At 68.3% G+C, this 19,492-nt stretch carries 23 protein-coding genes; 6 read left to right on the plus strand and 17 right to left on the minus strand.

Annotation, left to right across the window (positions count from 1 at the left end; translation table 11 throughout):
- Positions 1 to 37: 37 nt before the first annotated feature.
- Positions 38 to 1,318: a geranylgeranyl reductase family protein gene (locus tag AB0I04_RS16035; protein ID WP_360884666.1), complete on the minus strand. Its 1,281-nt coding sequence runs from the start codon at positions 1,316 to 1,318 to the stop codon at positions 38 to 40.
- Between the two features lie 308 nt (positions 1,319 to 1,626).
- A complete protein-coding gene (locus AB0I04_RS16040; RefSeq protein ID WP_360884669.1) occupies positions 1,627 to 2,823 on the minus strand; it encodes a transposase in 1,197 nt (398 codons plus the stop codon).
- 91 nt (positions 2,824 to 2,914) lie between these two features.
- Here AB0I04_RS16040 and AB0I04_RS16045 point away from each other — a divergent pair, with 91 nt between their 5' ends.
- Entirely contained in the window at positions 2,915 to 3,607 is a 693-nt protein-coding gene (locus tag AB0I04_RS16045; RefSeq protein ID WP_360884672.1) for a demethylmenaquinone methyltransferase, read from the plus strand.
- A gap of 31 nt (positions 3,608 to 3,638) precedes the next feature.
- On the opposite strand, the gene AB0I04_RS16050 is transcribed toward AB0I04_RS16045, so the two are convergent.
- Together AB0I04_RS16050 and AB0I04_RS16055 are read right to left on the minus strand one after the other, a co-directional pair.
- Positions 3,639 to 3,998, minus strand: coding sequence for a DUF4229 domain-containing protein (locus AB0I04_RS16050; RefSeq protein WP_360884675.1), 360 nt, complete (start codon positions 3,996 to 3,998; stop codon positions 3,639 to 3,641).
- A gap of 103 nt (positions 3,999 to 4,101) precedes the next feature.
- On the minus strand, positions 4,102 to 5,103 hold the full coding sequence (locus AB0I04_RS16055) for a threonine/serine dehydratase (protein WP_360884678.1): 1,002 nt from the start codon (positions 5,101 to 5,103) through the stop codon (positions 4,102 to 4,104).
- Positions 5,104 to 5,402: 299 nt separating this feature from the next.
- On the opposite strand from AB0I04_RS16055, the gene AB0I04_RS16060 reads away from it, so the two are divergent.
- The gene (locus tag AB0I04_RS16060; protein ID WP_252840677.1) at positions 5,403 to 5,618 is read left to right on the plus strand and encodes a BldC family transcriptional regulator; all 216 of its coding nucleotides are present in this window, start codon (positions 5,403 to 5,405) and stop codon (positions 5,616 to 5,618) included.
- 31 nt (positions 5,619 to 5,649) lie between these two features.
- On the opposite strand, the gene AB0I04_RS16065 is transcribed toward AB0I04_RS16060, so the two are convergent.
- Both AB0I04_RS16065 and AB0I04_RS16070 read right to left on the minus strand, forming a co-directional pair.
- Positions 5,650 to 5,913 carry a hypothetical protein gene (locus AB0I04_RS16065; RefSeq protein WP_360884682.1) on the minus strand — a complete coding sequence of 88 codons (264 nt, stop codon included), beginning with the start codon at positions 5,911 to 5,913 and terminating at the stop codon, positions 5,650 to 5,652.
- Positions 5,914 to 5,923: 10 nt separating this feature from the next.
- Positions 5,924 to 6,880, minus strand: a complete 957-nt coding sequence (locus AB0I04_RS16070) for a hypothetical protein (RefSeq protein WP_360884684.1) — start codon at positions 6,878 to 6,880, stop codon at positions 5,924 to 5,926.
- 176 nt (positions 6,881 to 7,056) lie between these two features.
- Between AB0I04_RS16070 and AB0I04_RS16075 the strand changes: the two genes are divergently transcribed.
- Complete coding sequence (locus AB0I04_RS16075; RefSeq protein WP_360884687.1) at positions 7,057 to 7,404, plus strand: PLD nuclease N-terminal domain-containing protein; 348 nt, start codon at positions 7,057 to 7,059, stop codon at positions 7,402 to 7,404.
- 60 nt (positions 7,405 to 7,464) lie between these two features.
- Here AB0I04_RS16075 and AB0I04_RS16080 read toward each other — a convergent pair whose 3' ends face one another.
- From AB0I04_RS16080 to AB0I04_RS16105, 6 genes are all read right to left on the minus strand, one after another.
- Positions 7,465 to 8,646 (minus strand): Ig-like domain-containing protein, encoded by a 1,182-nt coding sequence (locus AB0I04_RS16080; RefSeq protein WP_360884690.1) that lies wholly within the window; start codon positions 8,644 to 8,646, stop codon positions 7,465 to 7,467.
- 76 nt (positions 8,647 to 8,722) lie between these two features.
- Entirely contained in the window at positions 8,723 to 9,694 is a 972-nt protein-coding gene (ccsB, locus tag AB0I04_RS16085; protein ID WP_360884693.1) for a c-type cytochrome biogenesis protein CcsB, read from the minus strand.
- Positions 9,695 to 9,699: 5 nt separating this feature from the next.
- Positions 9,700 to 11,286, minus strand: coding sequence for a cytochrome c biogenesis protein ResB (locus AB0I04_RS16090; protein ID WP_360884696.1), 1,587 nt, complete (start codon positions 11,284 to 11,286; stop codon positions 9,700 to 9,702).
- 25 nt (positions 11,287 to 11,311) lie between these two features.
- On the minus strand, positions 11,312 to 12,043 hold the full coding sequence (locus tag AB0I04_RS16095; RefSeq protein WP_360884699.1) for a cytochrome c biogenesis protein CcdA: 732 nt from the start codon (positions 12,041 to 12,043) through the stop codon (positions 11,312 to 11,314).
- Positions 12,040 to 12,615: a TlpA disulfide reductase family protein gene (locus tag AB0I04_RS16100; RefSeq protein ID WP_360884702.1), complete on the minus strand. Its 576-nt coding sequence runs from the start codon at positions 12,613 to 12,615 to the stop codon at positions 12,040 to 12,042. The genes AB0I04_RS16095 and AB0I04_RS16100 overlap by 4 nt, the downstream gene beginning before the upstream one ends.
- A gap of 55 nt (positions 12,616 to 12,670) precedes the next feature.
- Positions 12,671 to 13,303: a histidine phosphatase family protein gene (locus tag AB0I04_RS16105; protein WP_360884705.1), complete on the minus strand. Its 633-nt coding sequence runs from the start codon at positions 13,301 to 13,303 to the stop codon at positions 12,671 to 12,673.
- A 229-nt stretch (positions 13,304 to 13,532) separates the two neighbouring features.
- On the opposite strand from AB0I04_RS16105, the gene AB0I04_RS16110 reads away from it, so the two are divergent.
- Positions 13,533 to 14,717, plus strand: coding sequence for an Ig-like domain-containing protein (locus tag AB0I04_RS16110; protein WP_360884708.1), 1,185 nt, complete (start codon positions 13,533 to 13,535; stop codon positions 14,715 to 14,717).
- Positions 14,718 to 14,763: 46 nt separating this feature from the next.
- On the opposite strand, the gene AB0I04_RS16115 is transcribed toward AB0I04_RS16110, so the two are convergent.
- Entirely contained in the window at positions 14,764 to 15,675 is a 912-nt protein-coding gene (locus AB0I04_RS16115; RefSeq protein WP_360885331.1) for a serine/threonine-protein kinase, read from the minus strand.
- A gap of 277 nt (positions 15,676 to 15,952) precedes the next feature.
- Here AB0I04_RS16115 and AB0I04_RS16120 point away from each other — a divergent pair, with 277 nt between their 5' ends.
- Complete coding sequence (locus AB0I04_RS16120) at positions 15,953 to 16,504, plus strand: hypothetical protein (protein WP_360884711.1); 552 nt, start codon at positions 15,953 to 15,955, stop codon at positions 16,502 to 16,504.
- 162 nt (positions 16,505 to 16,666) lie between these two features.
- On the opposite strand, the gene AB0I04_RS16125 is transcribed toward AB0I04_RS16120, so the two are convergent.
- The gene (locus tag AB0I04_RS16125; RefSeq protein WP_360884714.1) at positions 16,667 to 17,083 is read right to left on the minus strand and encodes a hypothetical protein; all 417 of its coding nucleotides are present in this window, start codon (positions 17,081 to 17,083) and stop codon (positions 16,667 to 16,669) included.
- A 59-nt stretch (positions 17,084 to 17,142) separates the two neighbouring features.
- Positions 17,143 to 17,529 (minus strand): hypothetical protein, encoded by a 387-nt coding sequence (locus AB0I04_RS16130; protein WP_360884717.1) that lies wholly within the window; start codon positions 17,527 to 17,529, stop codon positions 17,143 to 17,145.
- Between the two features lie 172 nt (positions 17,530 to 17,701).
- Here AB0I04_RS16130 and AB0I04_RS16135 point away from each other — a divergent pair, with 172 nt between their 5' ends.
- Positions 17,702 to 18,214 carry an RDD family protein gene (locus AB0I04_RS16135; RefSeq protein WP_360884720.1) on the plus strand — a complete coding sequence of 171 codons (513 nt, stop codon included), beginning with the start codon at positions 17,702 to 17,704 and terminating at the stop codon, positions 18,212 to 18,214.
- 193 nt (positions 18,215 to 18,407) lie between these two features.
- On the opposite strand, the gene AB0I04_RS16140 is transcribed toward AB0I04_RS16135, so the two are convergent.
- Together AB0I04_RS16140 and AB0I04_RS16145 are read right to left on the minus strand one after the other, a co-directional pair.
- The gene (locus tag AB0I04_RS16140) at positions 18,408 to 18,974 is read right to left on the minus strand and encodes a PIN domain-containing protein (protein ID WP_360885334.1); all 567 of its coding nucleotides are present in this window, start codon (positions 18,972 to 18,974) and stop codon (positions 18,408 to 18,410) included.
- A 2-nt stretch (positions 18,975 to 18,976) separates the two neighbouring features.
- Entirely contained in the window at positions 18,977 to 19,435 is a 459-nt protein-coding gene (locus AB0I04_RS16145; RefSeq protein ID WP_360884722.1) for an excisionase family DNA-binding protein, read from the minus strand.
- Positions 19,436 to 19,492: the final 57 nt, after the last annotated feature.

Here is a 19,492-nt window from a genome sequence, read left to right on the forward strand (position 1 = left end):
CCTAGGCAACGCGATCATCACTTCTTCTCTCGGGGTCTCACGCCGCCGGCGCCATCTTCGACATCGCGTTGATGACCCGGTCCATCGCGTCGCCGCCCCGCGGATCCGTCAGGTTGGCGAGCAGCTTCAGCGTGAACCGCATCAGCGTCGGGTGCGGCAGGCCGTGGCGTGTCGCGAACTTCATGACGCGCGGATCACCGATCGCCTTCACGAAGATCCGCCCGATCGTGTAGTAGCCGCCATAGGTCTCCTTCAGCACGCGCGGGTAGTCGTGCAGGGCACGCTCGCGCTGCGCGGCGGTGGGCCGGCCCAGCGCCTGAGCGATGATCTCGGCCGCCATCTCCCCGGACTCCATCGCGTACGCGATGCCCTCGCCGTTGAACGGGTTGATCATCCCGCCGGCGTCGCCGACCAGCACGAGGCCGCGCGTGTAGTGCGGCGTCCGGTTGAAGCCCATCGGCAGGGCGGCACCGCGCACCGGGCCGGTGGCGTTGTCCTCCTGGTAGCCCCACTCCTCCGGCATGCCGGCGAGCCAGCTCTTCAGGAGGGCGCGGTAGTCGACGTTCTTGAACGCCTCGCTCGTGTTGAGCAGGCCGAGGCCGACGTTGGAAGTGCCGTCGCCGACGCCGAAGATCCAGCCGTAGCCGGGCAGCAGCCGGTCGCCGTCCCACAGCTCCAGCCAGGACTCGAGGTAGTCGTCGTCGTGGCGCGGGCTCGTGTAGTAGCGCCGGACCGCCACGCCGATCGGCCGGTCGTCGCGCTTGCGCAGCCCCATGGCGAGCGACAGCCGGGTGGAGTTGCCGTCGGCGGCGACGACGAGCGGCGCCTTGAACGTGACCTCGCCGTCCTCGGTCTTGGCGACGACGCCGGTGATCCGGCCGGTGCGGTCGTCGAGGACCGGGCCGGTCACGTTGGTGTTCATGCGGAGCTTCACCCCGGCGGCGACGGCGCGCTCGGCGAGGATCTCGTCGAAGTCCATGCGGGTGCGGACCAGGCCGTAGTCGGGATAGCTCGCCAGGTCGGGCCAGGGCAGCTCCAGACGGGTGCCGCCGCCGATGATCCGCAGGCCCTTGTTCCGGATCCAGCCGGGAGCGTCGAGGTCGACGCCCATCTTGATCAGCTGCTTGACCGCACGGGGGGTCAGGCCGTCACCGCACACCTTCTCGCGCGGGAACGTCGTCTTCTCCAGCAGGAGGACGTTCAGGCCCGTCTGGGCCAGGTGATAGGCCGTGGTCGAGCCCGCCGGGCCGGCGCCGACGACGATGACGTCGGCCTCGGTCTCGGTGTTCTGCTGCGGTACGGCCACTGGCTCGGTCACGAGAATCCTTCGGGTGCACGGTTTCGGTTGTGCCGCCCCGGGTCGGGGGCGATGCCGCGACGGATCGTACGGGGCTGCGTGGAGCCGGGTGCGACCCGGGGTGCGTCTGGCTCTCTTGTTCTTTTGTGAAGCGCTTCACAAGCGCCTTACACCGTGAGTGTAAACCTTGCGTGACATCGCTTGGGAACCACGCGCCCGGCCCGATCGTACGCGCCCTCCCGCATGCGGCGTTAACCGAGGGCTTGCGTACGCTTACCGTTCTTGGCGTCCTCCCTCGTCCGGAGGCGAGGGATTCCAACCTGTCCCGTCTACGGGGAGGAGAGAGCAGGTTGAGGTTCGCGGTTCGCAGGCCGGGCAACCCCGAGGCCTCCCCGCGCAGTCACCGTCCGCCCGACGGCGATGTCTCGGATGTTCCTGGCCGCGTTCACGTCTGCATGGTCGGTGTGCCCGCAGGCGCGACAGTGAAAGACCGCTTGGCTCTCGCGGTTCTCCGCTGCGCGATGCCAGCAGGCATTGCAGGTGATGGACGTGTTCGCGGGATTGACCCGCACTACCCGCCGCGGAGCCTTCTGCTCCAGCCGGGACACGAGCAAGCCCCAACCGGCCGCGTGGATCGACCGATTCAACCCCGCTTTGGCCCGCACGTTCTCTCCTGGTGCGTCGATCGTGCCGCGGGCCGAGCGGACCATGTTCTTGATCTTCAGGTCCTCCACGCTGATCACACTGAATCGGCGAGCCAACGTGGTGGAGGTCTTCTCGACCCAGTCCTTGCGTCGGTCGGTCTCACAAGCTTTCAGCCGGGCGATGGCGGTCTTGAGTCGCGCACGCCGGTTCGACCCGCGCTGCGCCCGGGCAAGTCGGCGCTGCAATCGCGCCAACCGTTCGGTCTCCTTGACCGACAGACCCCAGACCGACAGCAACTCGCCGGTGGACAGCGCGGCCGAGATCGCCACACCACGGTCGACACCGACGGCCTCGTTGGTAGCCGGCCGGTCGATCGGGCGGGGGATCGCAGCGAAGGCGACGTGCCAACGGCCGGCCGGGTCGAGCGTGATGCGATACGACCTCACGTCGTCGGGGACGCGGCGAGACCAGCGAAACCGGACCCAGCCGACCTTCGGCACCTTCACCTCGCCGACCTTCCGCGACACCCGGCGCACGTCCCACTGGGTGCCACGCCGCCCGGTGATGCGGAATCCCTCATGCCAGTGGCGCTTTCGCCAGGTCGGACGCCCATGCGTACCGTTGAAGAAGTTGCTCATGGCCCGCGCGAAGTCCCGCAGCGCTTGTTGCTGCACCGTCTGCGACCCGGTTCGCAGCCAGTCGAACTCCTTCCTGGCTTCCGTAAGTTGACGGCACTGTTCCAGATACCCTGGCGCGCTGGCTCGCCCAGGCCGCCAGCGCTGGTGCTGTTCTACCGCCAAATTCCATACAAACCGGGCGTGCGAGCAGTGCGCCAACAACGCCGCCTCCTGGGCGGCAGTCGGAGCAAGCCGAAACCGCACGCGAACACACTATCGACCAGCACCCACAGATGAGGGAGGGAGCGGCGTTTTACCCCGGTCAGAAGGCCGGAGCCTCCACGCCGCACATTCGATGACTCGCGCATCCCTGGACAAGCGACCGGCCGAGGTTGCGGCGATGTTCGACCGCACCGCCGCGCGGTACGACCTGCTCAACGACCTGATGACCGGCGGCCTGGACCGGCTGTGGCGCCGTGAGGTCGTCAAGGCCCTGGACGTACGGGCTGGTGAGCGGGTCCTCGACCTGGCGGCCGGCACCGGCACCTCCTCGGTGCCGTTCGCGCAGGTGGGCGCGCACACCGTCGCCTGCGACTTCTCCCTCGGCATGCTGCAGGAGGGCATGCGCCGCAACGGCTCGGCGGGCCTGCGGTTCGTTGCCGGAGACGCGCTGCGGCTGCCGTTCGCCGATTCGTCGTTCGACGCCGTAACCATCTCGTTCGGGATCCGTAACGTCAGCGACACCGTTCAGGCACTCGCGGACATGCGCCGGGTGACGAAGCCGGGCGGGCGACTGGTCGTCTGCGAGGTCAGCCGGCCGCCGAACCCGGTGATCCGGACCATGCACGGCCTGCACCTGAAGGTCGGCCTGCCGCTGATGGCCAAGGTCAGCTCGAACCCGGACTCCTACCACTACCTGGCGGAGTCGACGGCGGCCTGGCACGACCAGGCGGGGTTCGCCCGGCTGATCCAGGAGGCCGGCTGGACCTCGGTGCGCTGGCGCAACCTCACCTTCGGCGCCGTCGCCCTCCACCACGCCGTCCGCTGAGGAGCCCGCGGCCCCTACGCGGGAAGCGGGCTTAAGAAGCGGCGTCCGGGCCGTTCGGCGCGGGCTTACGGCTGCCGGTGACCGGCTCCGGGTCGCCGTCCTCGCGCCGCTCGGCGGGGCCCGGCTCAGCCGAGGCGGCGGGCTCCGGGTCGTCGTCGTCCTCGCGGGCCGCGCCGGCGGCGAGGTTCTCCCGCATCCGGGCGGCACGACGGGTCACGGAGGTCGAGACAGCGTCGCGCTGCCGGGACAGCAGCACGAAGCTGACGATGCCGCTGATCAGGACCGCCAGCGCGAGCAGCAGGAAGCCACGTGCCCCGACGAGGAACAGCACTCCGGCGGTCGCGCCGAACAGCGCCAGCCGGGCAAGGGTGTAAAGAAGTACGGAACGCATGACCTTCTGAGAGTATCCCCACCCGCCGAAGGTCCGTCCGGGACCCGGCCCGCCGGGCACCCGGACCCGCATTACTCCTGGCCACCGGCCCCGGGACGAGACGTCACTCGATTCCGGGCGGCTCCTCCGCGAGGATCTCGGCGTACAGCTTCGGGTCGACGTTGCAGCCGGAGACGATGGCGACGTGACGCTGGGGGCGGCCCGCGTGGTGGCGGCCCCGGGAGGCGGTCGACACGAGGTGCCCGGCGGTCGCGACCGCCCCACCCGGCTCTGCGACCAGGCCCGCGCGACGCGCGAGCAGCCGCATCGCCTCCCGGATCTCGTCCTCGCCGACGGTGATGATGTCGTCGACGTGCGCGCGCAGGTGCTCGAACGGCAGTTCGCCGATGCGCTCGACGCGCAGGGCGTCGGCGATCGTACGGCCGGTCTCGGCGGCCGGCCAGCCGATCCGCTGGCCGGCCAGGAAGGACGCCTTCGCGTCGGCGGCCAGCTCCGGCTCCACGCCGATGACCTTGGTCTCGGGCCGTTTGGCCTTGATCGCCGTGGCGATGCCGGAGATCAGTCCGCCGCCGCTGATGGGCACGAAGACCGCGTCCACCTCGGGTTCGTCGTCGAGGATCTCCAGACCGATCGTGCCCTGTCCCGCGATGATCCGGCGGTCGTCGAACGGCGGGATGAGCGCGTACCCGTGGGCGGCGGCCAGCCGGTCGGCCGTCTCGACGCGCGCCTCAATGGTCGGCTCGACGAAGACGATCTCCGCACCGAGCAGGCGGCAGGCGTCGACCTTCACCGCGGGAACCGTGTTCGGCATCACCAGGACGGCCGGGATGCCGAGGACGTTCGCGGCGTACGCGACGGCCTGCGCGTGGTTGCCGCTGGAGTGCGCGATGACGCCGCTCTTCCGCTCCTCCTCGGGCAGCGCGCTGATCGCGGCGTACGCGCCGCGGAGCTTGAAGGAGCCGACCGGCTGCAGCGACTCGGCCTTCAGCAGGAGAGGAGCGGAGGGCGCCGTACCACGAAGCGGCACCAAGGGGGTACGGACGGCGACGCCGGACAGCCGCCGAGCGGCGTCCTCGATCTCCTCCAAAGTCACAAGATCGGGCATATCGATCACCCTACGGGGAGTGAACGGGTCACCGCGCACCGGTCGACATCTCACCCCGAGGCGGTGATCATCCCACCGTCGTGCTGCCGTCATCTCACGGTAAGACCGGTGCCATCCGGCCGTCTGCCGGGTAGCGCCCCGCGGAACTCGAAACTGGCCGGTCACGTGTAGTCATTACTGCATGTCACAAAACTACGTAGCGTGATCTTTTCCGAAAACAAGGGAGAAATCGGTCTTGACACGGCAGACTGAGAAACAGTCCACCCGCGACGAGAGCGGGACAAAGGGGGAGAGAAAACGTGGAGAGTACGAGCGAGCGCCTGCTGACCCCGGGTGAGGTCGCCGCCCTGTTCCGGGTCGACCCGAAAACTGTAACGCGCTGGGCCGCGGCAGGCCGGATCAGCAGCATCCGGACCCCGGGCGGCCACCGCCGTTTCCGGGAATCCGAGGTGCACGCCCTACTGAGGGGCGAGGAGCCGGTCGAGGCCTCCGTACGCAGCGAACTGAGCCGCTAGACGCGCGACCGACGGCGACCGCGACTCGCCGTCACTCCTCTGGCTGTCTGGCCTTGAACTCCTCGAATTCGGCGCGCAGCGCCTCATCGTCCTCGCGCCACCGGCGGCGTATTTCCGCCATCTCCTCTTCCGAGATCGACTGGGCGAGAAGCCGCTGGTAGTCGGGATCCTCCGGGCCGATCTCCACGTAGGCCTGCCCGATCACGCTCCCCGCGCCACCGTGCGCCTGTCGGCCACGCGCCAACACGCTCGTGGGCACCCGCAGGTTACCGCCGGGGAGCCTGATCACGTACATCGCAGATCACCTAAATCCCGTATTTGCGGTTGAAGAAAAGCATTACATTCAGCGCTGTCCGGGTATCCCCGCCAAGCATGTCGACAAGCGCGGGCCGTTGCCGCGACGCGATCGCGGCGAAGGCGTCCGCGAAGAACTCGTGGCGACCGAGATCTTCCGCCTGCCGATGAAACTCACTCTCCAAGTGTGGAAGACATTGGGCGTACAGCGCACGGAACTCCGGTGTGTCGGACTGCCATTGTCGGCCGCCGTCTTCGGTCACCGCGCCGTCGATGTCATCGAGAGCATGACCGATCTCATGAAGCATCACGTCCGGCGTAGGTGACGGACGGTCGCCGACCACGATCGTGCGATCGCCGTACGCTCCGGCGCAGATGTCCCAGGTCCCTTTGCCCGACGGAAGCGGCTCGCCCCGGAGGTAGTCCATGTCGTCGAGGTCCGGGACGCCTCCGGAGCCGACGTAGATCCCGCTGAGTCCTTCGGCCAGCTTGTCCTTGAGTAGATCGGGCAGCTCGGCGAGGCTGTCGACGGCCCGGACGACGTCCGGAGACACCGGATCGGCGCCGGGGTACCACTGGCGGTACAGAATGTCCTCCAGCGCCCCGCAGTGCCGTCGTCCGTCCCGTACGTCGGGCGTGTCAGGCAGATGGGGCGCGGCACGAGGCAGCTCCTCGTCGAGCTCGAAGTCCCGCCAGGTGTAGCGGAGTTCGTCCGGCCGCTCGGGGACCGGGGTGTCCACCCGCTCGATCGCCGCCCGGTCGCTCCGCTCCACGGGCCGCCGCTCCTCGTCGGGGCGGAGCTTACGGAACCGGCCGAGCGCGTCCCTCGGCTGCAGGCGGCGGGGCCGGGCGACAGGCCGCTCGAGCCGGTCCGTGTCGCCCGCGGAGTCCTTGCTCCGGCGGTGACGCCCGGTCCGGGAGTCGGCGGGTGCGTCGAGCTGCTGGCGACGGTTCACCCGGTAACGCATGACACGTCCCCTCGGCTCGGCTAGGCGGAAGCGTAAGCCAGCCCCCAGGGACGCGTCATCCCCAACCCAAGCAACGGCCCGCTGCGGCCATCTCGACGCGTCATGGCGCCGGCGGGCCGCGGCCCGTTGCGGCCACCCTTTGGGTGGCATTCAGGTCGGCGGGTTACTCTGCGACCATGCTCGTCCTTGCCGTCGTGCTCGTCCTTGTCGCACTCGGCGTCTGGCTGTTCTGCCTGTTCGAGGTCCTGTCGACCGATGAGAGCGAAACCCGGCACCTGCCGAGGTTCGCGTGGTTCCTCATCGTGCTGCTCGGCTTCGAACTCGGTGCGATCGCCTGGCTCCTGTTCGGTCGGCGCCGCCGATTCGTCACCGCCGATGTCACCGCGTGGCCGCCGGACTTCCTCACCTCGGCGGGCGGTGAGGGCCGGGCAGCGGCCCCGGCCGAGCGCGGTCCGCTGGGCCCGGACGACGATCCGGAGTTCCTCCGTCACCTCGACCGCCGCCTCCGCGGCGACGACTCCTAGAGAACACCGGACCCCGGCGCCGGTGACGGCGGCCGGGGTCGGAGAGGCGTTCTCGGCGGGTCAGTGCAGCGCGCTGCCCTTCACCCAGTTGTCCCAGGACAGGGCCCAGAAGACCCAGCCGTTGGAGTCGACCTCGTTGGACAGCTTCCGGTCAGTGCCGGTGACGTTCACGATGTCGCCGCGCTGGGAGATGTTGTAGAAGTACTGGGCACCGGTCGGTGAGGTGCGGACGCAGCCGTGGCTGGCGTTGCGGTGGCCGAGCGCGTCGTACTCCCCGACGCTCTTGTGGACGTACTCACCCTTGTTGGTGATCCGGACCGCGAGGTTGACGACCTCCTTGTAGTAGCCCGGGTCGCCCTTCTTCCGGTTCGGCGACTCCATCGTCACGCTCTCGGACTTCTCCTGCGTGATGTGCAGACCGCTGGTCGTGGTGTACTCCGTCGTCGTCCCCATGCCCGTGCTGATCGGGAACTTCTTGATGACGCCGTCGTGGTTGACCGTCATGTAGTGGGTCTTGGAGTTGGCGACGGTGACGTTCGAGGCGCCGATCTTGAAGGACCGCGACTGGTCCTTCGTGCCGTACACGCCCTTGAGGCCGCGGACGCCGGCCAGGTGGGCGGTGAAGGTGACGTTCTGGTGCGAGCCCCAGAACTTCTGGGTGCGGAAGACGACCTGCTGACTCGACATCCAATGCCAGACGCCGGTGTCGCCCTTGTCCGACTTGACCTCGAGGGCCCGCTCGACGTTCGCCTTGTTGGCGATCGGCTTGTCGAACGTCACGATGATCGGCATGCCCACGCCGACCTTCTCGCCGGGCTGCGGCGTGATATCAGTGACCTTGAAGGTCTCCGTGGCCTTCTGCGTCTGGAACTTGCTGGTGGTCGTGGTGGTCTTGCCCTTGGCGTTCTTGGCCGTGACGTTCACGGTGTACGACGCGCCGGGCGCGAGCGTCCACTTGGTCTTCCACTGCGTGTGGTCGGGGGTGAAGTCGCCCGGCACGGCCTTGCCGTTCTGATCCACCGTCACCTGCTCGAGCTTGCCGCCCGAGGCCGCGACCGAGACGCCCTGGTCCGGGCGCACGGAGCCGGTGCCGTCGGCCGGAGTGACGCGCACCTGGGCGTCGGGGGCCTTCGTTCCGCCGTTGCCGTTCGTCCCGGCCTCGCTGTTGCCCGAACACGCGGACGCGCCGGCGAGCAGGGCCGCCATCACCACCATGCCGACGGTCGACCGCCTCTTAACCACCCGAGTCCTCCCAGATTCACCCACGACCCATCTGACGCACGTCGTGGGTAAAAAGTTGCCAGTGGGGCTTAATAAATCAGCCAGCGTAGGAGTGCAACCCGGAAACGAGGTAGTTGATTCCGAAAAAGTTGAACAGAAGACACGCGAAGGCGATCAGGGAGATGACGGCCGCCTTGCGGCCGCGCCAGCCCGCGGTGGCGCGGGCGTGCAGGTACCCGGCGTACGCGACCCAGGTGATGAACGACCAGGTCTCCTTGGGGTCCCAGCCCCAGTAGCGGCCCCACGCGGAGTCCGCCCAGATCGCGCCGGCGATGATGGCGAACGTCCAGATCGGGAAGCCGAACATCATGGTCCGGTGCGAGATGCGGTCGAGGGTCTCGGCGTCCGGGACCCGCTCCATGATGCCGCCCGGCTTGGCGGGCTTCGCGCGGACCTTGACGAGGTAGAGGATCGTGGCGACGCCGGCGACGGTGAAGACGCCCGTGGCCGTGACGGCGGCGGTGACGTGGATGGCGATCCAGTACGAGTGCAGCGCCGGGCGGAGCGGGCCCGGGTCGTCGTACAGCCAGATCGTGGCGACGCCGAGCGCGATGACGACGGCGACCATGAGGAACGGGCCCAGCCAGTTGATCTTGTAGCGCCAGAGCATCACCAGATAGACGGTCACGGCCGCGAACGTGATCGCGGACATGAACTCGTACATGTTGCCCCAGGGCACGCGGTCGGCCGCCATCCCCCGGGTGACGATCTCGGCGCAGTGGACGCCCCAGGCGAGCACGTTGATGAGGATCGCGAACCGGCCCCACTCGATCCGGCGGCCCTCGTCCTCGTCGGTCTCCTCGGCGTCCGTGACGGCCTCAGGGACATCGTCGGTCGTGTCGGGGCCGCCCGCGCCGACGAGGACCTTCGCCTCGCTCGGCGCCGCGGCCAGGGCGCGCCGCCGCCCGAACGCGATGTCGGCGGCGTATCCGACCATGGCGATGACGTAGAGCAGCACCGCGCCGAGCATCAGCTGGTTGCTCAGGTTCGCCAGATGGGTGTCGACCACGGTCGTCACTCCTCGTCCGTCTTTGGGGGTTCTTCGGGCGCGGCCTTCTTCAGCCGCTCGACGATGGCGTCGAAGTCCGGGGTCGCGCCGCCGAGCGTGAGTCCTCCGACCTCGACCACGGTACGCCCGCCCTCGTCGGCCTTCGCACGCACCCACACCCTGCGGCGGCGCACGAGGAACGAGGTGACGATGCCCATGATCGCGACGATGCCGGCGGCGAGCGCGGGGACCCGTCCGGGGTCGTGGTTGACCGAGATGGTGATGTACTGCTTGAGGCCGTCGAAGGTGACCGATCCGGCGCCGCCCGGCAACGGCAGGGTCTTGCCGACGGCCAGCGGCTTGACCTTGTTGCCCATGAGGATGGGCCTGAGGTTCTTCGTGTCGAGCCGGTACACCGACTGCGGGGCGCCGTTGGACAGGCCGAGATCGCCCTTGAAGGCGAACAGCGCCACCTGCGGGTTCAACGCTTTGGGGAAGGCCGACACGACCTTGCCCTGCTGGTTCGGCACCGCAGTGGGCCAGAACAGCCCGATGAAGCCGAGCTGGTCGGGCCGGGCGTCCGGCACCTTGATGACGCCCTCGGAGGCGTACGTCGCCTCGTTGGTCGGCAGGAACGGCACCGCCCCCTGGAAGGCGACCTGCCCCTTGCCGTCGCGGACGGTGAACTGCGGCGCGTAGCCGTGGCCCAGGAGGTAGACGCGGGCGCCGTCCACGTTGAGCGGGTGGTTGACCTTCAGGTCGTACGGCTTGACCGGGGACTTCAGGCCCTTCTGATACCGGATCTTCGCCGCGAAGCTCGTCGGCTGCCCGCGGTTGGGGCCGCTCAATAGGTAGTCGGCCTTGAAGGAGTCCAGCCACACCGTGAACGGCGGCAGCGTCCCGGAGTTGAAGCTGCGACCGCCCTTGAACGCGTCGTACGAGGTGAGCGTGTTGGAGAAGCCATCGCCCTCGACCACCAGGACGTTGCCCTTGTAGCCGAACGCCGCGCCGGAGCCGACCGCGAACAGCAGCACGAGCAGCGCGAGGTGGAAGATCAGGTTGCCGGTCTCGCGGAGGTACCCCTTCTCGGCGGCGATCGCGTCGTCGTACGTGTCGACCCGGAACCGCCGCTCCTTGAGGATCTTCCGCGCCTCGGCGAGGACGGTCTCCGGCGCGATGTCCGTCTCATGCGACGACGACTCCGGCAGCCGGCCGAGGTTGCGCGGGGCCTTCGGGGGGCGGGAGCGCAGCTGCGTGTAGTGGTGCTTGGTCCGCGGCAGCACGCAGCCGGCCAGGGACACGAACAGCAGGATGTAGATCGCCGCGAACCAGGGTGCGGAGAACACGTCGAACAGCGACAGCTTGTCCAGCCACGGCGCGAGCGTCTTGTGGTTGCTGAAGAAGGTCGTGACGTTCTCCGGCGCGGACCCGCGCTGCGGCAGGAACGACCCGGGCACGGTGCCGAGCGCGACGAGGAACAGCAGCACCAGCGCCGTGCGCATCGAGGTCAGCTGCCGCCAGCCCCACCGCAGCCAGCCGATCAGGCCGATGCCCGCCGGCCGGTCCTTCGGCGCCTGTGGCGCGGCCTGGGTCTCCGGAGCGTCGACGCTCACGGGCGGGCCCCCTTGTCGAACAACATCAGATCACCGTCTTGAAGCCGGACACCCAGCCTTGCAGTTGGATCGTCAGGTCGGTCCACAGCCCGGTCACCAGGAGGACCCCGATCGCGACGAGCAGGCCGCCGCCGATCCGCGTCACGGCCTGGTAGTGGCGCTTCACCCAGCCGAACGCGCCCAGTGCCCTACGGTACGCGACGGCGGTGAGCAGGAACGGCACGCCCAGGCCCAGGCAGTAGGCGAAGGACAGCAGCGCACCACGCGTCGCGCTCGCCTCGGTGTAGGCCATCGCCTGGACGGCCGCCAGGGTCGGGCCGATGCACGGCGTCCAGCCCAGGCCGAACAGGGCGCCCAGCAACGGCGCCCCGGCGATCCCGGCGGCGGGCAGCCGACTCGACTTGACCGTCCGCTGCAGCCCGGGGATGAAGCCCATGAACGCCAGGCCGAGCACGATCGTGACGGCGCCCAGCACCTTCGTGATCACCACGGCGTGCCGTTGCAGCAGCGCACCGAACCCGCCGAACGCCAGCCCGGCGCTGACGAACACGACCGTGAACCCGAGGACGAACAGCGCCACCCCGAGCAGCAGCCGCCCGCGCTTCCGCTCCGCGAGGTCCGCGCCGCTCATGCCGGTGACGTACGACAGGTAGCCCGGCACGAGCGGCAGCACGCACGGCGACAGGAACGACACCAGCCCGGCCGCCGCCGCGACCGGGAACGCCATGACGAGCGAGCCGCTGGTGATGGTGCTCATTTCTCGGCGGCGACCTTGGTGACGAGATCCTGGAGGCGGGAGTAGGGCACGCTGCCGATGACGCGGACCGCCACCTTGCCCTGCCGGTCGATGATCAGCGTGGAGGGCACGGCGTTCGGCGGGATGTCGCGGAAGGCGAGCGCGATCTGCCCGGCCTGGTCGTACAGACTCGGGTAGGTGATCTTGAAGCTGCGGATGAACGCCTGGGCGTTGTCCTTGCCGTCCTTGATGTCCACGCCGACGAACTGCACGCCCGAGCCCTTGGTCTTCTCGTAGATCTGCTCCATCGTCGGCGCCTCTGCGCGGCACGGCGCGCACCAGGAGGCCCAGAAGTTGACGACGACGACCTTGCCGCCGAACTGCGCGAGGTCGAAGGGCTTGCCGTCGAGCGTGGTGCCCTTCACCTGCGGCGCGGCCTTACGGCTCTTGAGGATCTGGCTGGAGTTGTCACCGGCGACGTACCGCGAGTCGGAGCCGGTGCCGTTCGGCCCCGATCCGGTGCCCGCGCATCCGGCGAGCGCGCCGGCGCCGAGCAGGATCACCGCCGGAAGGGTCAAGGCACGGGGGGTCACGGGCACACTCCTACTACTACAGGGCGTAGTACTCGTTTCTATTGTGCAGGAGGGCTCAGGCGCCGGGCACACTGGGGCGGCGGGACAGGTCTCCCGCCGGCTCCGCGTAGTCGACCTTGACGATGCGGTCGTCGTCGTAGGTGAAGCTCGTCACGCTGGCCAGCCCGCACTGGCGGCGCGCCGGGTTGTGCCACATCCGGCGGCCCTCGACCTTCCGCCGCGTCACCCAGATCGGCAGCTGGTGGCTCACGCAGACCGCCTCGTGCCCGCGCGCGGCGTCACGCGCGTCGGCCATGGCCGCCAGCATCCGCCGGGCGATCTCCGCGTACGGCTCGCCCCAGGAGGGCCGGAACGGGTTCCAGAGGAACGGCCAGTGCTCCGGCCGGCGCAGCGACCCGTCGCCCACACCGAAGGTGCGGCCCTCGAAGTGGTTGGCGGCCTCGATCAGCCGCTCGTCGGTGCCCACCTCGAGGCCGAGCGTCTCGGCGATCGGCTCGGCGGTCTCCTGGGCGCGCTCCATCGGGGAGGACACGAGCGCGGTGATGTCACGCCCGTCGAACCACTTGGCCGCCGCCTTCGCCATCAGCCGGCCGTCGTCGCTGAGGTGGTAGCCCGGCAGCCGCCCGTACAGGACACCCTCGGGGTTGTGCACCTCACCGTGGCGCAGCAGATGAACGATCGTCTTCATAGCGGTCCCACACTACCGGCCCCCGAGAGCAGCACCACCGACCCCACCAGCGAGTCGGCGAACCCGTGTCCGACGTGGCCCTCGTCGCGTGGGAGTGACCGCCGCCGACGTGGGGAGTGTTGGGGGCCTTCGTGGACACGCCGCAGGGAAAGGCGGCGTTCGGTCCGGTCTTCGAGACACTTGGGCATATCCCTGCGAACATCTTCGGCTTATCTGCATCTTATAGAGAGTGAAGATCGACATGAGAAATCGGCGGCTGGTCGCCGGGCTGGCCCTCGCCGCCGCGACAGTCGCCACGATGACGGCTTGCTCCGGTGGCGGTGGCCATAAGGCGGAATCGGTCGCGGCGGACGCAACGATCAAGATCACCCCTGGGGACGGCACACGGACGGCCCGGCCTGACGAGGGTGTCGCGGTCTCCGCCTCCAACGGGCATCTGGAACAGGTCGACGTGCGGGAGGATGGCGTCTCGGCGCCAGGCGGGTTCAGCACCGGCAACACGTCGTGGAAGACCACCTGGACGCTCAAGCCGGGAGTTTGGTACCAGGTGAAGGTCACGGCCAAGAACTCCAAGGGCCACGAGACCGCGGTCATGAGCCGGTTCCGCACCGCCCCGGCGGGCAACAAGATCGCCATCTCCGACGTCACCCCGCAGGCCGAGGAGAAGGTCGGCGTCGGAATGCCGATCATTGTGACGTTCGACGGTCCGGTCGCCAACAAGGACCAGGTGAAGCAGGCCCTTGAGGTGAAGTCGGACAAGGCGGACGAGGGTGCCTGGCACTGGATGTCGGACCGGCAGGTCGTCTACCGCACCCACCACTACTGGCAGCCGCATCAGAAGGTCGTCTTCACCGCACACCTGGCCGGCGTACGTGCCGCAAAGGGCGTGTACGGCACGACCGATGTGACCAAGCGTTTTTCCATCGGCGCGTCGAACATCACCGTGGCGAACGGTAAGACGCACCACATGACGGTGAACCACGACGGCGTCGTGAAGAACTTCCCGATCAGCATGGGCAAGGCCACCACAGCGGAGTACACCACCACCAGCGGCATCCACCTGACCAAGGAGAAGGAGGACCCGGTGACGATGGTGTCGCCGGGACACCAGCCCGGCGACCCGGAGTATTACAAGGAGGTCATCCACCTGGCGGTCCGGATTTCCGACGGCGGCGAGTACATCCACCAGGCCGGCGAGGAGTACGACGCCCTCGGTGTCCGCAACGCCAGCCACGGCTGCGTCCGCACCTCACCGACCGGCGCGCGGTACTTCTTCGGCATCGCGCAGCGCGGCGACGTCGTCAATGTCACCGGCACGGACAAAAAGTTCGTCGACGAGCCGTACGACAGCGACTGGAAGTTCTGGAACTACTCCTGGGACTCCTGGCTGAAGGACGGTAACCTCCAGCGCTGATCGGCCGGACGGCGGCACCGTACGGGGCGGTGCCCGCGGTCTGTGGTCAGCACATCGTGAACGAGACGCTCTTCACGATGTTGAGGTCGTCCATGTAGACCTTTACGACGTGGTTTCCGGAACCCCAGAAGGTCGCGGGGCCGACCGTCGAGTGCCTGTCGCTGTTGCCGTCGATGTAGTCGCCGTCGACATAAACCTGGTGCTTGGCGTTGGGATAATTGATCTCATACTGGTAGCCGCCCTTCGTGTAGCAGCTCCCGCGCTTGGTGCCGATCAATGCCGGGAGCGCCTGCGGGACGGTTACCGGCGGCTGCGGCGGGGCGTGAGGTGTCTGCGGTCCAGGCGGCGGTGGGGTGGTGCCGGCCGGCTGCAGTCCGGTCGCCGCCGAACGGGCGCTGACCAGGCGCAACATGACATCCTGCATGGTCGGCCTGCGGGCGGGGTCCTTGGCCAGGCAGGCCACCACGAGGGAGCGCAGCGGCTCCGGGAGATCACCGAGGTCGGGTTCGCTCTGGAGGACCCGATTCATGATCGCCGGGAATGAGTCCGCGCCGAACGGCGGCCGCCCGGTGGCCGCGAAGGCCATCACCGATCCCCAGGCGAACACGTCGGCGGGCGCGCCGACGGACTTCCCCTCGAACTGCTCGGGAGCCATGTACGCCGGCGTGCCCATGATGGTGCTGGTGAGCGTGAGGGGGGCTTCGGTATCGCGGGCTATCCCGAAGTCGATGACCCGCGGCCCATCCGGGCCGAGCAGCACGTTGGACGGCTTGAAATCACGATGCACGATTCCCGCGTCGTGGATGGCCGTGAGCGCCGTGGCGGTGGCGACGGCGAGCCGCTGGAGGGCCGCCGTGCCGTCACGCGGTCCCGACTGCTGCAGCGAGGGACCATCGACGTACTCGGTGACCACGTACGGCCGCGATCCCTCCATGGAGGCGTCGAGGACCTGCGCGATGCAGAACGGATCGGAACTACTCCCAGATGATCAACAGAGGGGGTCTGCACCCTAACGCACGGTTGTGGCTTCCGTCAGAGCAACAGCTCGATCACGCAGTTCGCACGAGCGCCGCGACGGCCCATCCACCGCAGGAAGGCCGAGAACGGCGTTTACCCATACTCACCAGACACGCTTCCGAGAAGCCGTCGTATCGGACGCATCACGGTCGGTAGGATCTCTGGCCGTGTCCTCCTGGCGAGCCGCTGGCGAAATCGCACCCACGTATCCTCACCCCATGCAGACGCTGACCCTCATGCTCATGGACGGCTCCGTGCCTCGCCGGGCCCGAGGGGATATGGACGCCTGCCTCGCGGCCGTTCTCGAAGGCGCCGAGAACAACCTCCGTCCAGAGCCGGGCGGCCGGATGCTCTATCCGTTCGGGCTGGTCATGGACGCCGACGGGGTCCTCCGGACGGCCGCGCAGTACGAGGTCGACTACGCGTACGACGAGACGGCCACCGCCGCCACGCTGCACCACCTCGCCGACGACTACCGCGCACGAGCGGCCGAACTGCGCTGCGCCACGCTCGCCTACTACGTGCGCATGAAGGAGCCGTCGCCGGGCGACACGGCCCCCGTCAACGTGCAGATCCAGAGGTCCACCGACTGGCGGAACGGCGCCGCGGAGCCCCCGCCGGGAACCGTCGACGCCGTCGCCATGGAGGTCGAGCACCAGGCGGGCTGCGCACTCGCGGTGTTCATGCCGTACGCCTGGCAGGATCGGGAATTCGTCGTCGGCGACTTGATGGCCGTCCCCGCCAGACGCCGCATCTGGCCCGACGCCTGAGCGGGAAGACCTTACGTACGGGGTGGCGTAGGCGAAGGAGCCGCAGCCGATCGGTGAGGGCGGGGGCGTCCGCGTGGGCGGGCCGACAGGCCCTCCGGAGTTTCCCCGAGGACACCGACTTCTACCGGCCGACGACGGCCCGCGATTGTGGGCGCGAGCCGGCTACCACGTCCACACGAACGGGCCCGTCGACCATGAGCCCTCCGCGCCGATGCCCAGGCCGGACACCGAGCTGTTGTACCACTGGCTGCCGAGAGAGAACTGCGAGCCGTCCGGACGTAGCCCGGTCACGTCGACTCGCGCCCATTGCCCAGCCGTGTCGACCGGCTGCAGCCAGCAGTGCCCCGGAGACATGACCGTACTGCCCACGCCCGTAGTGGTCATATTGGTGCCCGGGATCGGCGCTGGCTGTTGAAAGATGAACACCGAATAGTTGCCTTGCGCGCAGATCTGAAGCTCACCAGTGGGGATCGTCGACGCGGCCGCGGGGTTCAGCCCGCTGCTCGCGATGAGCAGGGCGCCGGCGGTCGCAGCCACGGCGCCGGTGACCGCAGCGCCACGCTTGAAACTCAGCTTCATCGAGAACCTCCTGTTGAAGACTTCATCACCCGGGCATACGCGGCCAGGCCGCCATGGGTTCAGGCGCGCCGCTCCTGGTCGTCACGCCGCTTGTACTCCATCAGCGCCTCAACGGTGATTCGGCGGTGCTTTCCCACGGCGTAGCATGCAACGTCGCCGACCCGACTGGCTGGGATGTCGCCTTTGAGGCAGGGCCGAGCGACGAGGCGTGGGTAGAGATATGCCGTCTCGTCGAGGGGATGCCCGAAACCGCCGTGGCCGAGATCGCTACACGGCTGCGAGCCTGGCCCGATCGGTTGCGCGCGATGCCCGACCGATCCTGACATCGACACCAATCCCGCCAGCGATCCCGAGACCGACCTGTTGGTGGCCTCGCCGGCAGAGCAGGCAACGGCCGTGGACGCACTGTTCAGCCCCGACGGCTCGCAGGTGACGGCGGGTTTCAACGCCGCATCGGGCCCGAAGCCTGATGGGGCTGGCCGGGTCGGCTACCGGCAGACTCGGCGACCCGGCAGCCGCCGGCGGGTGAGCACCTTCGAAACCCTACAGAGTTGGCTCTGACCTGCACTTTCGCAACAGAATCCGCAGTCGAGTGCGGTCTGATATTAGGCTTTCGGCGTGGCACAGTCCCATCTCAGACCGGCGAAACGCACAGACCGCTTGGCAGGAGCTTTCCTCGACGCCCTCTACAGCGCGTTGCTGTACAGCTGGATCGCCTTCAAGGTCCTCGATGGCGACAGGGTATGGCAGGCCGTGGGGCTGGTCGTGTTCGTCTTCGTCCTGTTCTGGGTTCCGCTCGCGCTGTGGGGCCAGACGCTGGGCATGATGATGGTAGGTGCCAAGGTGCTCCGGGCGGATGGCGAGGAGATCAGCGCGGGCACCGCCTTCGTCCGGGTCGCGGCAATGCTGGGGCTCACGGTGACCGGTGTCGGCCTTGTCGCCGACGTGGCGTGGATGCTGTTCGACCAGCGGCACCAGGCCCTGCATGACAAGATCGCCCATACCCGGGTCGTCGCCGTTCTCCGGGTCGCCCGGCGCAACACGCTGGTGGACGATGCGGGCAACGTGGTCGAGGACGGCCCGGGAAGCGCCGTCGACCCGTACGGTTCCACCCACCACCGCGGGCGCTAGCCGACGAGCGTCGACGACTAACGCGCGAGCGCCCTCGGCGGCCGGGATCCGGTTGCCGAGTCCGTTCCGGGATGACTGAGCCCCGATCTCACCCCGCGGACAGAGCCCGCAGGCGCGCACAGACCAGCCTCGACCTCCGACTCGTCCGGGATTTCGCCGGCTCGGAAATCGCCTGCTCTGATATTTGATTCGGTCAGATGCCGTACCGGCCGTCGCGGAGCGCGGCCACAGACTCTACGAGACCGGCCTTCTCCAATGCGCCCAGCACGTCTTCGATCGTCTCCGGCGGATTCGCCCGGGAGTCCACGACCTGTTGGACGCAGGCCCAGACGACCCGGTCGTCCAAGTCGATCTGGTTGAGCAGGAAGTCGTCTGGCGACTTCGCCTCCACGTTCCAGGTCGCAAGCTCGTCTGGCGGGAAGTCCCTGAGATTGGACGTGACGATGACTTGGGCACCTGCCTTGATCGCAGCCGCGAGCACATGGCGGTCGCCCGGATCCGGCAGCTTCAGGCCTTCCATCAACGGCTCATAGCCTTCGACTAAGCAGTCTCGAACAGCGGCGTTCATGAGAGCCCGCAGCCGTGAGAGCTTTTCTGCCGGGATGTCAGGACGGTTGGTCGCGAGATTCCGAAGCATCTCGTCCAGGATCCGGTGCGTCCGCTTGGCCTGGACCACGCCTGCCTGAGCGACGCGGATGAGAAGATCCCGCACCGTGTTCCCGTAGAGGACGTTGGCGTCGTAGACCACAACGAAGGCCATGGTCACGCCCCGAATTCCTGACCGAGCGCGGCGAGATCATCGGCGGCGGCGCGCCGCTCCTGGTCATCACGCCGCTTGTACTCCATCAGCGCTTCAACGGTGATGCGACGGTGTTTTCCCACCAGCCGATAGCGGATCATCCCCGCTTCCAAGAGCCCGATCAAGAAGGGACGGGAAACGTTCAGCAGGTCCGCTGCCTGCTGAGTCGTCAGCTCGGCATGTGATGGGATCACCGACACGCCCCTGCCCTCGGCCGCCTGGGCGAGGATGTAGGCGAGCAGGCTCACGGCGTCGCGGGGAAGGATCAGTGCTTCCTCGGCACCGAGCTCGCCGGTGACCGGGATGGCCTCATGCTCGGGATGCCGCATGAGGTAGTCCTTGATGCGCCTGACCGCACGCGCCGCAACCTCAGCGTCTATCTCTCCGGGCTCGATCGATCGCTTGACCTGCACACCCGCCATAGCCGCCTCCTTCCACTAGTCGCAGTATGCGAAACAATCGAAATAAACGCAACACCT

Origin of the sequence: Actinoallomurus sp. NPDC050550, from assembly GCF_040655075.1 — a bacterium.
GTDB lineage: Bacteria > Actinomycetota > Actinomycetes > Streptosporangiales > Streptosporangiaceae > Actinoallomurus.

What these genes read in the sequence shown, in the direction of transcription:
- AB0I04_RS16055 (WP_360884678.1), bottom strand. Translation starts at nt 5,103, where the DNA reads ATGCCCGATCTTGTGACTTTGGAGGAGATCGAGGACGCCGCTCGGCGG.
- AB0I04_RS16050 (WP_360884675.1), bottom strand. Translation starts at nt 3,998, where the DNA reads ATGCGTTCCGTACTTCTTTACACCCTTGCCCGGCTGGCGCTGTTCGGC.
- AB0I04_RS16065 (WP_360884682.1), bottom strand. Translation starts at nt 5,913, where the DNA reads ATGTACGTGATCAGGCTCCCCGGCGGTAACCTGCGGGTGCCCACGAGC.
- AB0I04_RS16045 (WP_360884672.1), top strand. Translation starts at nt 2,915, where the DNA reads ATGACTCGCGCATCCCTGGACAAGCGACCGGCCGAGGTTGCGGCGATG.
- AB0I04_RS16105 (WP_360884705.1), bottom strand. Translation starts at nt 13,303, where the DNA reads ATGAAGACGATCGTTCATCTGCTGCGCCACGGTGAGGTGCACAACCCC.
- AB0I04_RS16140 (WP_360885334.1), bottom strand. Translation starts at nt 18,974, where the DNA reads ATGGCCTTCGTTGTGGTCTACGACGCCAACGTCCTCTACGGGAACACG.
- AB0I04_RS16120 (WP_360884711.1), top strand. Translation starts at nt 15,953, where the DNA reads ATGCAGACGCTGACCCTCATGCTCATGGACGGCTCCGTGCCTCGCCGG.
- AB0I04_RS16095 (WP_360884699.1), bottom strand. Translation starts at nt 12,043, where the DNA reads ATGAGCACCATCACCAGCGGCTCGCTCGTCATGGCGTTCCCGGTCGCG.
- AB0I04_RS16145 (WP_360884722.1), bottom strand. Translation starts at nt 19,435, where the DNA reads ATGGCGGGTGTGCAGGTCAAGCGATCGATCGAGCCCGGAGAGATAGAC.
- AB0I04_RS16125 (WP_360884714.1), bottom strand. Translation starts at nt 17,083, where the DNA reads ATGAAGCTGAGTTTCAAGCGTGGCGCTGCGGTCACCGGCGCCGTGGCT.
- AB0I04_RS16070 (WP_360884684.1), bottom strand. Translation starts at nt 6,880, where the DNA reads ATGCGTTACCGGGTGAACCGTCGCCAGCAGCTCGACGCACCCGCCGAC.
- AB0I04_RS16075 (WP_360884687.1), top strand. Translation starts at nt 7,057, where the DNA reads ATGCTCGTCCTTGCCGTCGTGCTCGTCCTTGTCGCACTCGGCGTCTGG.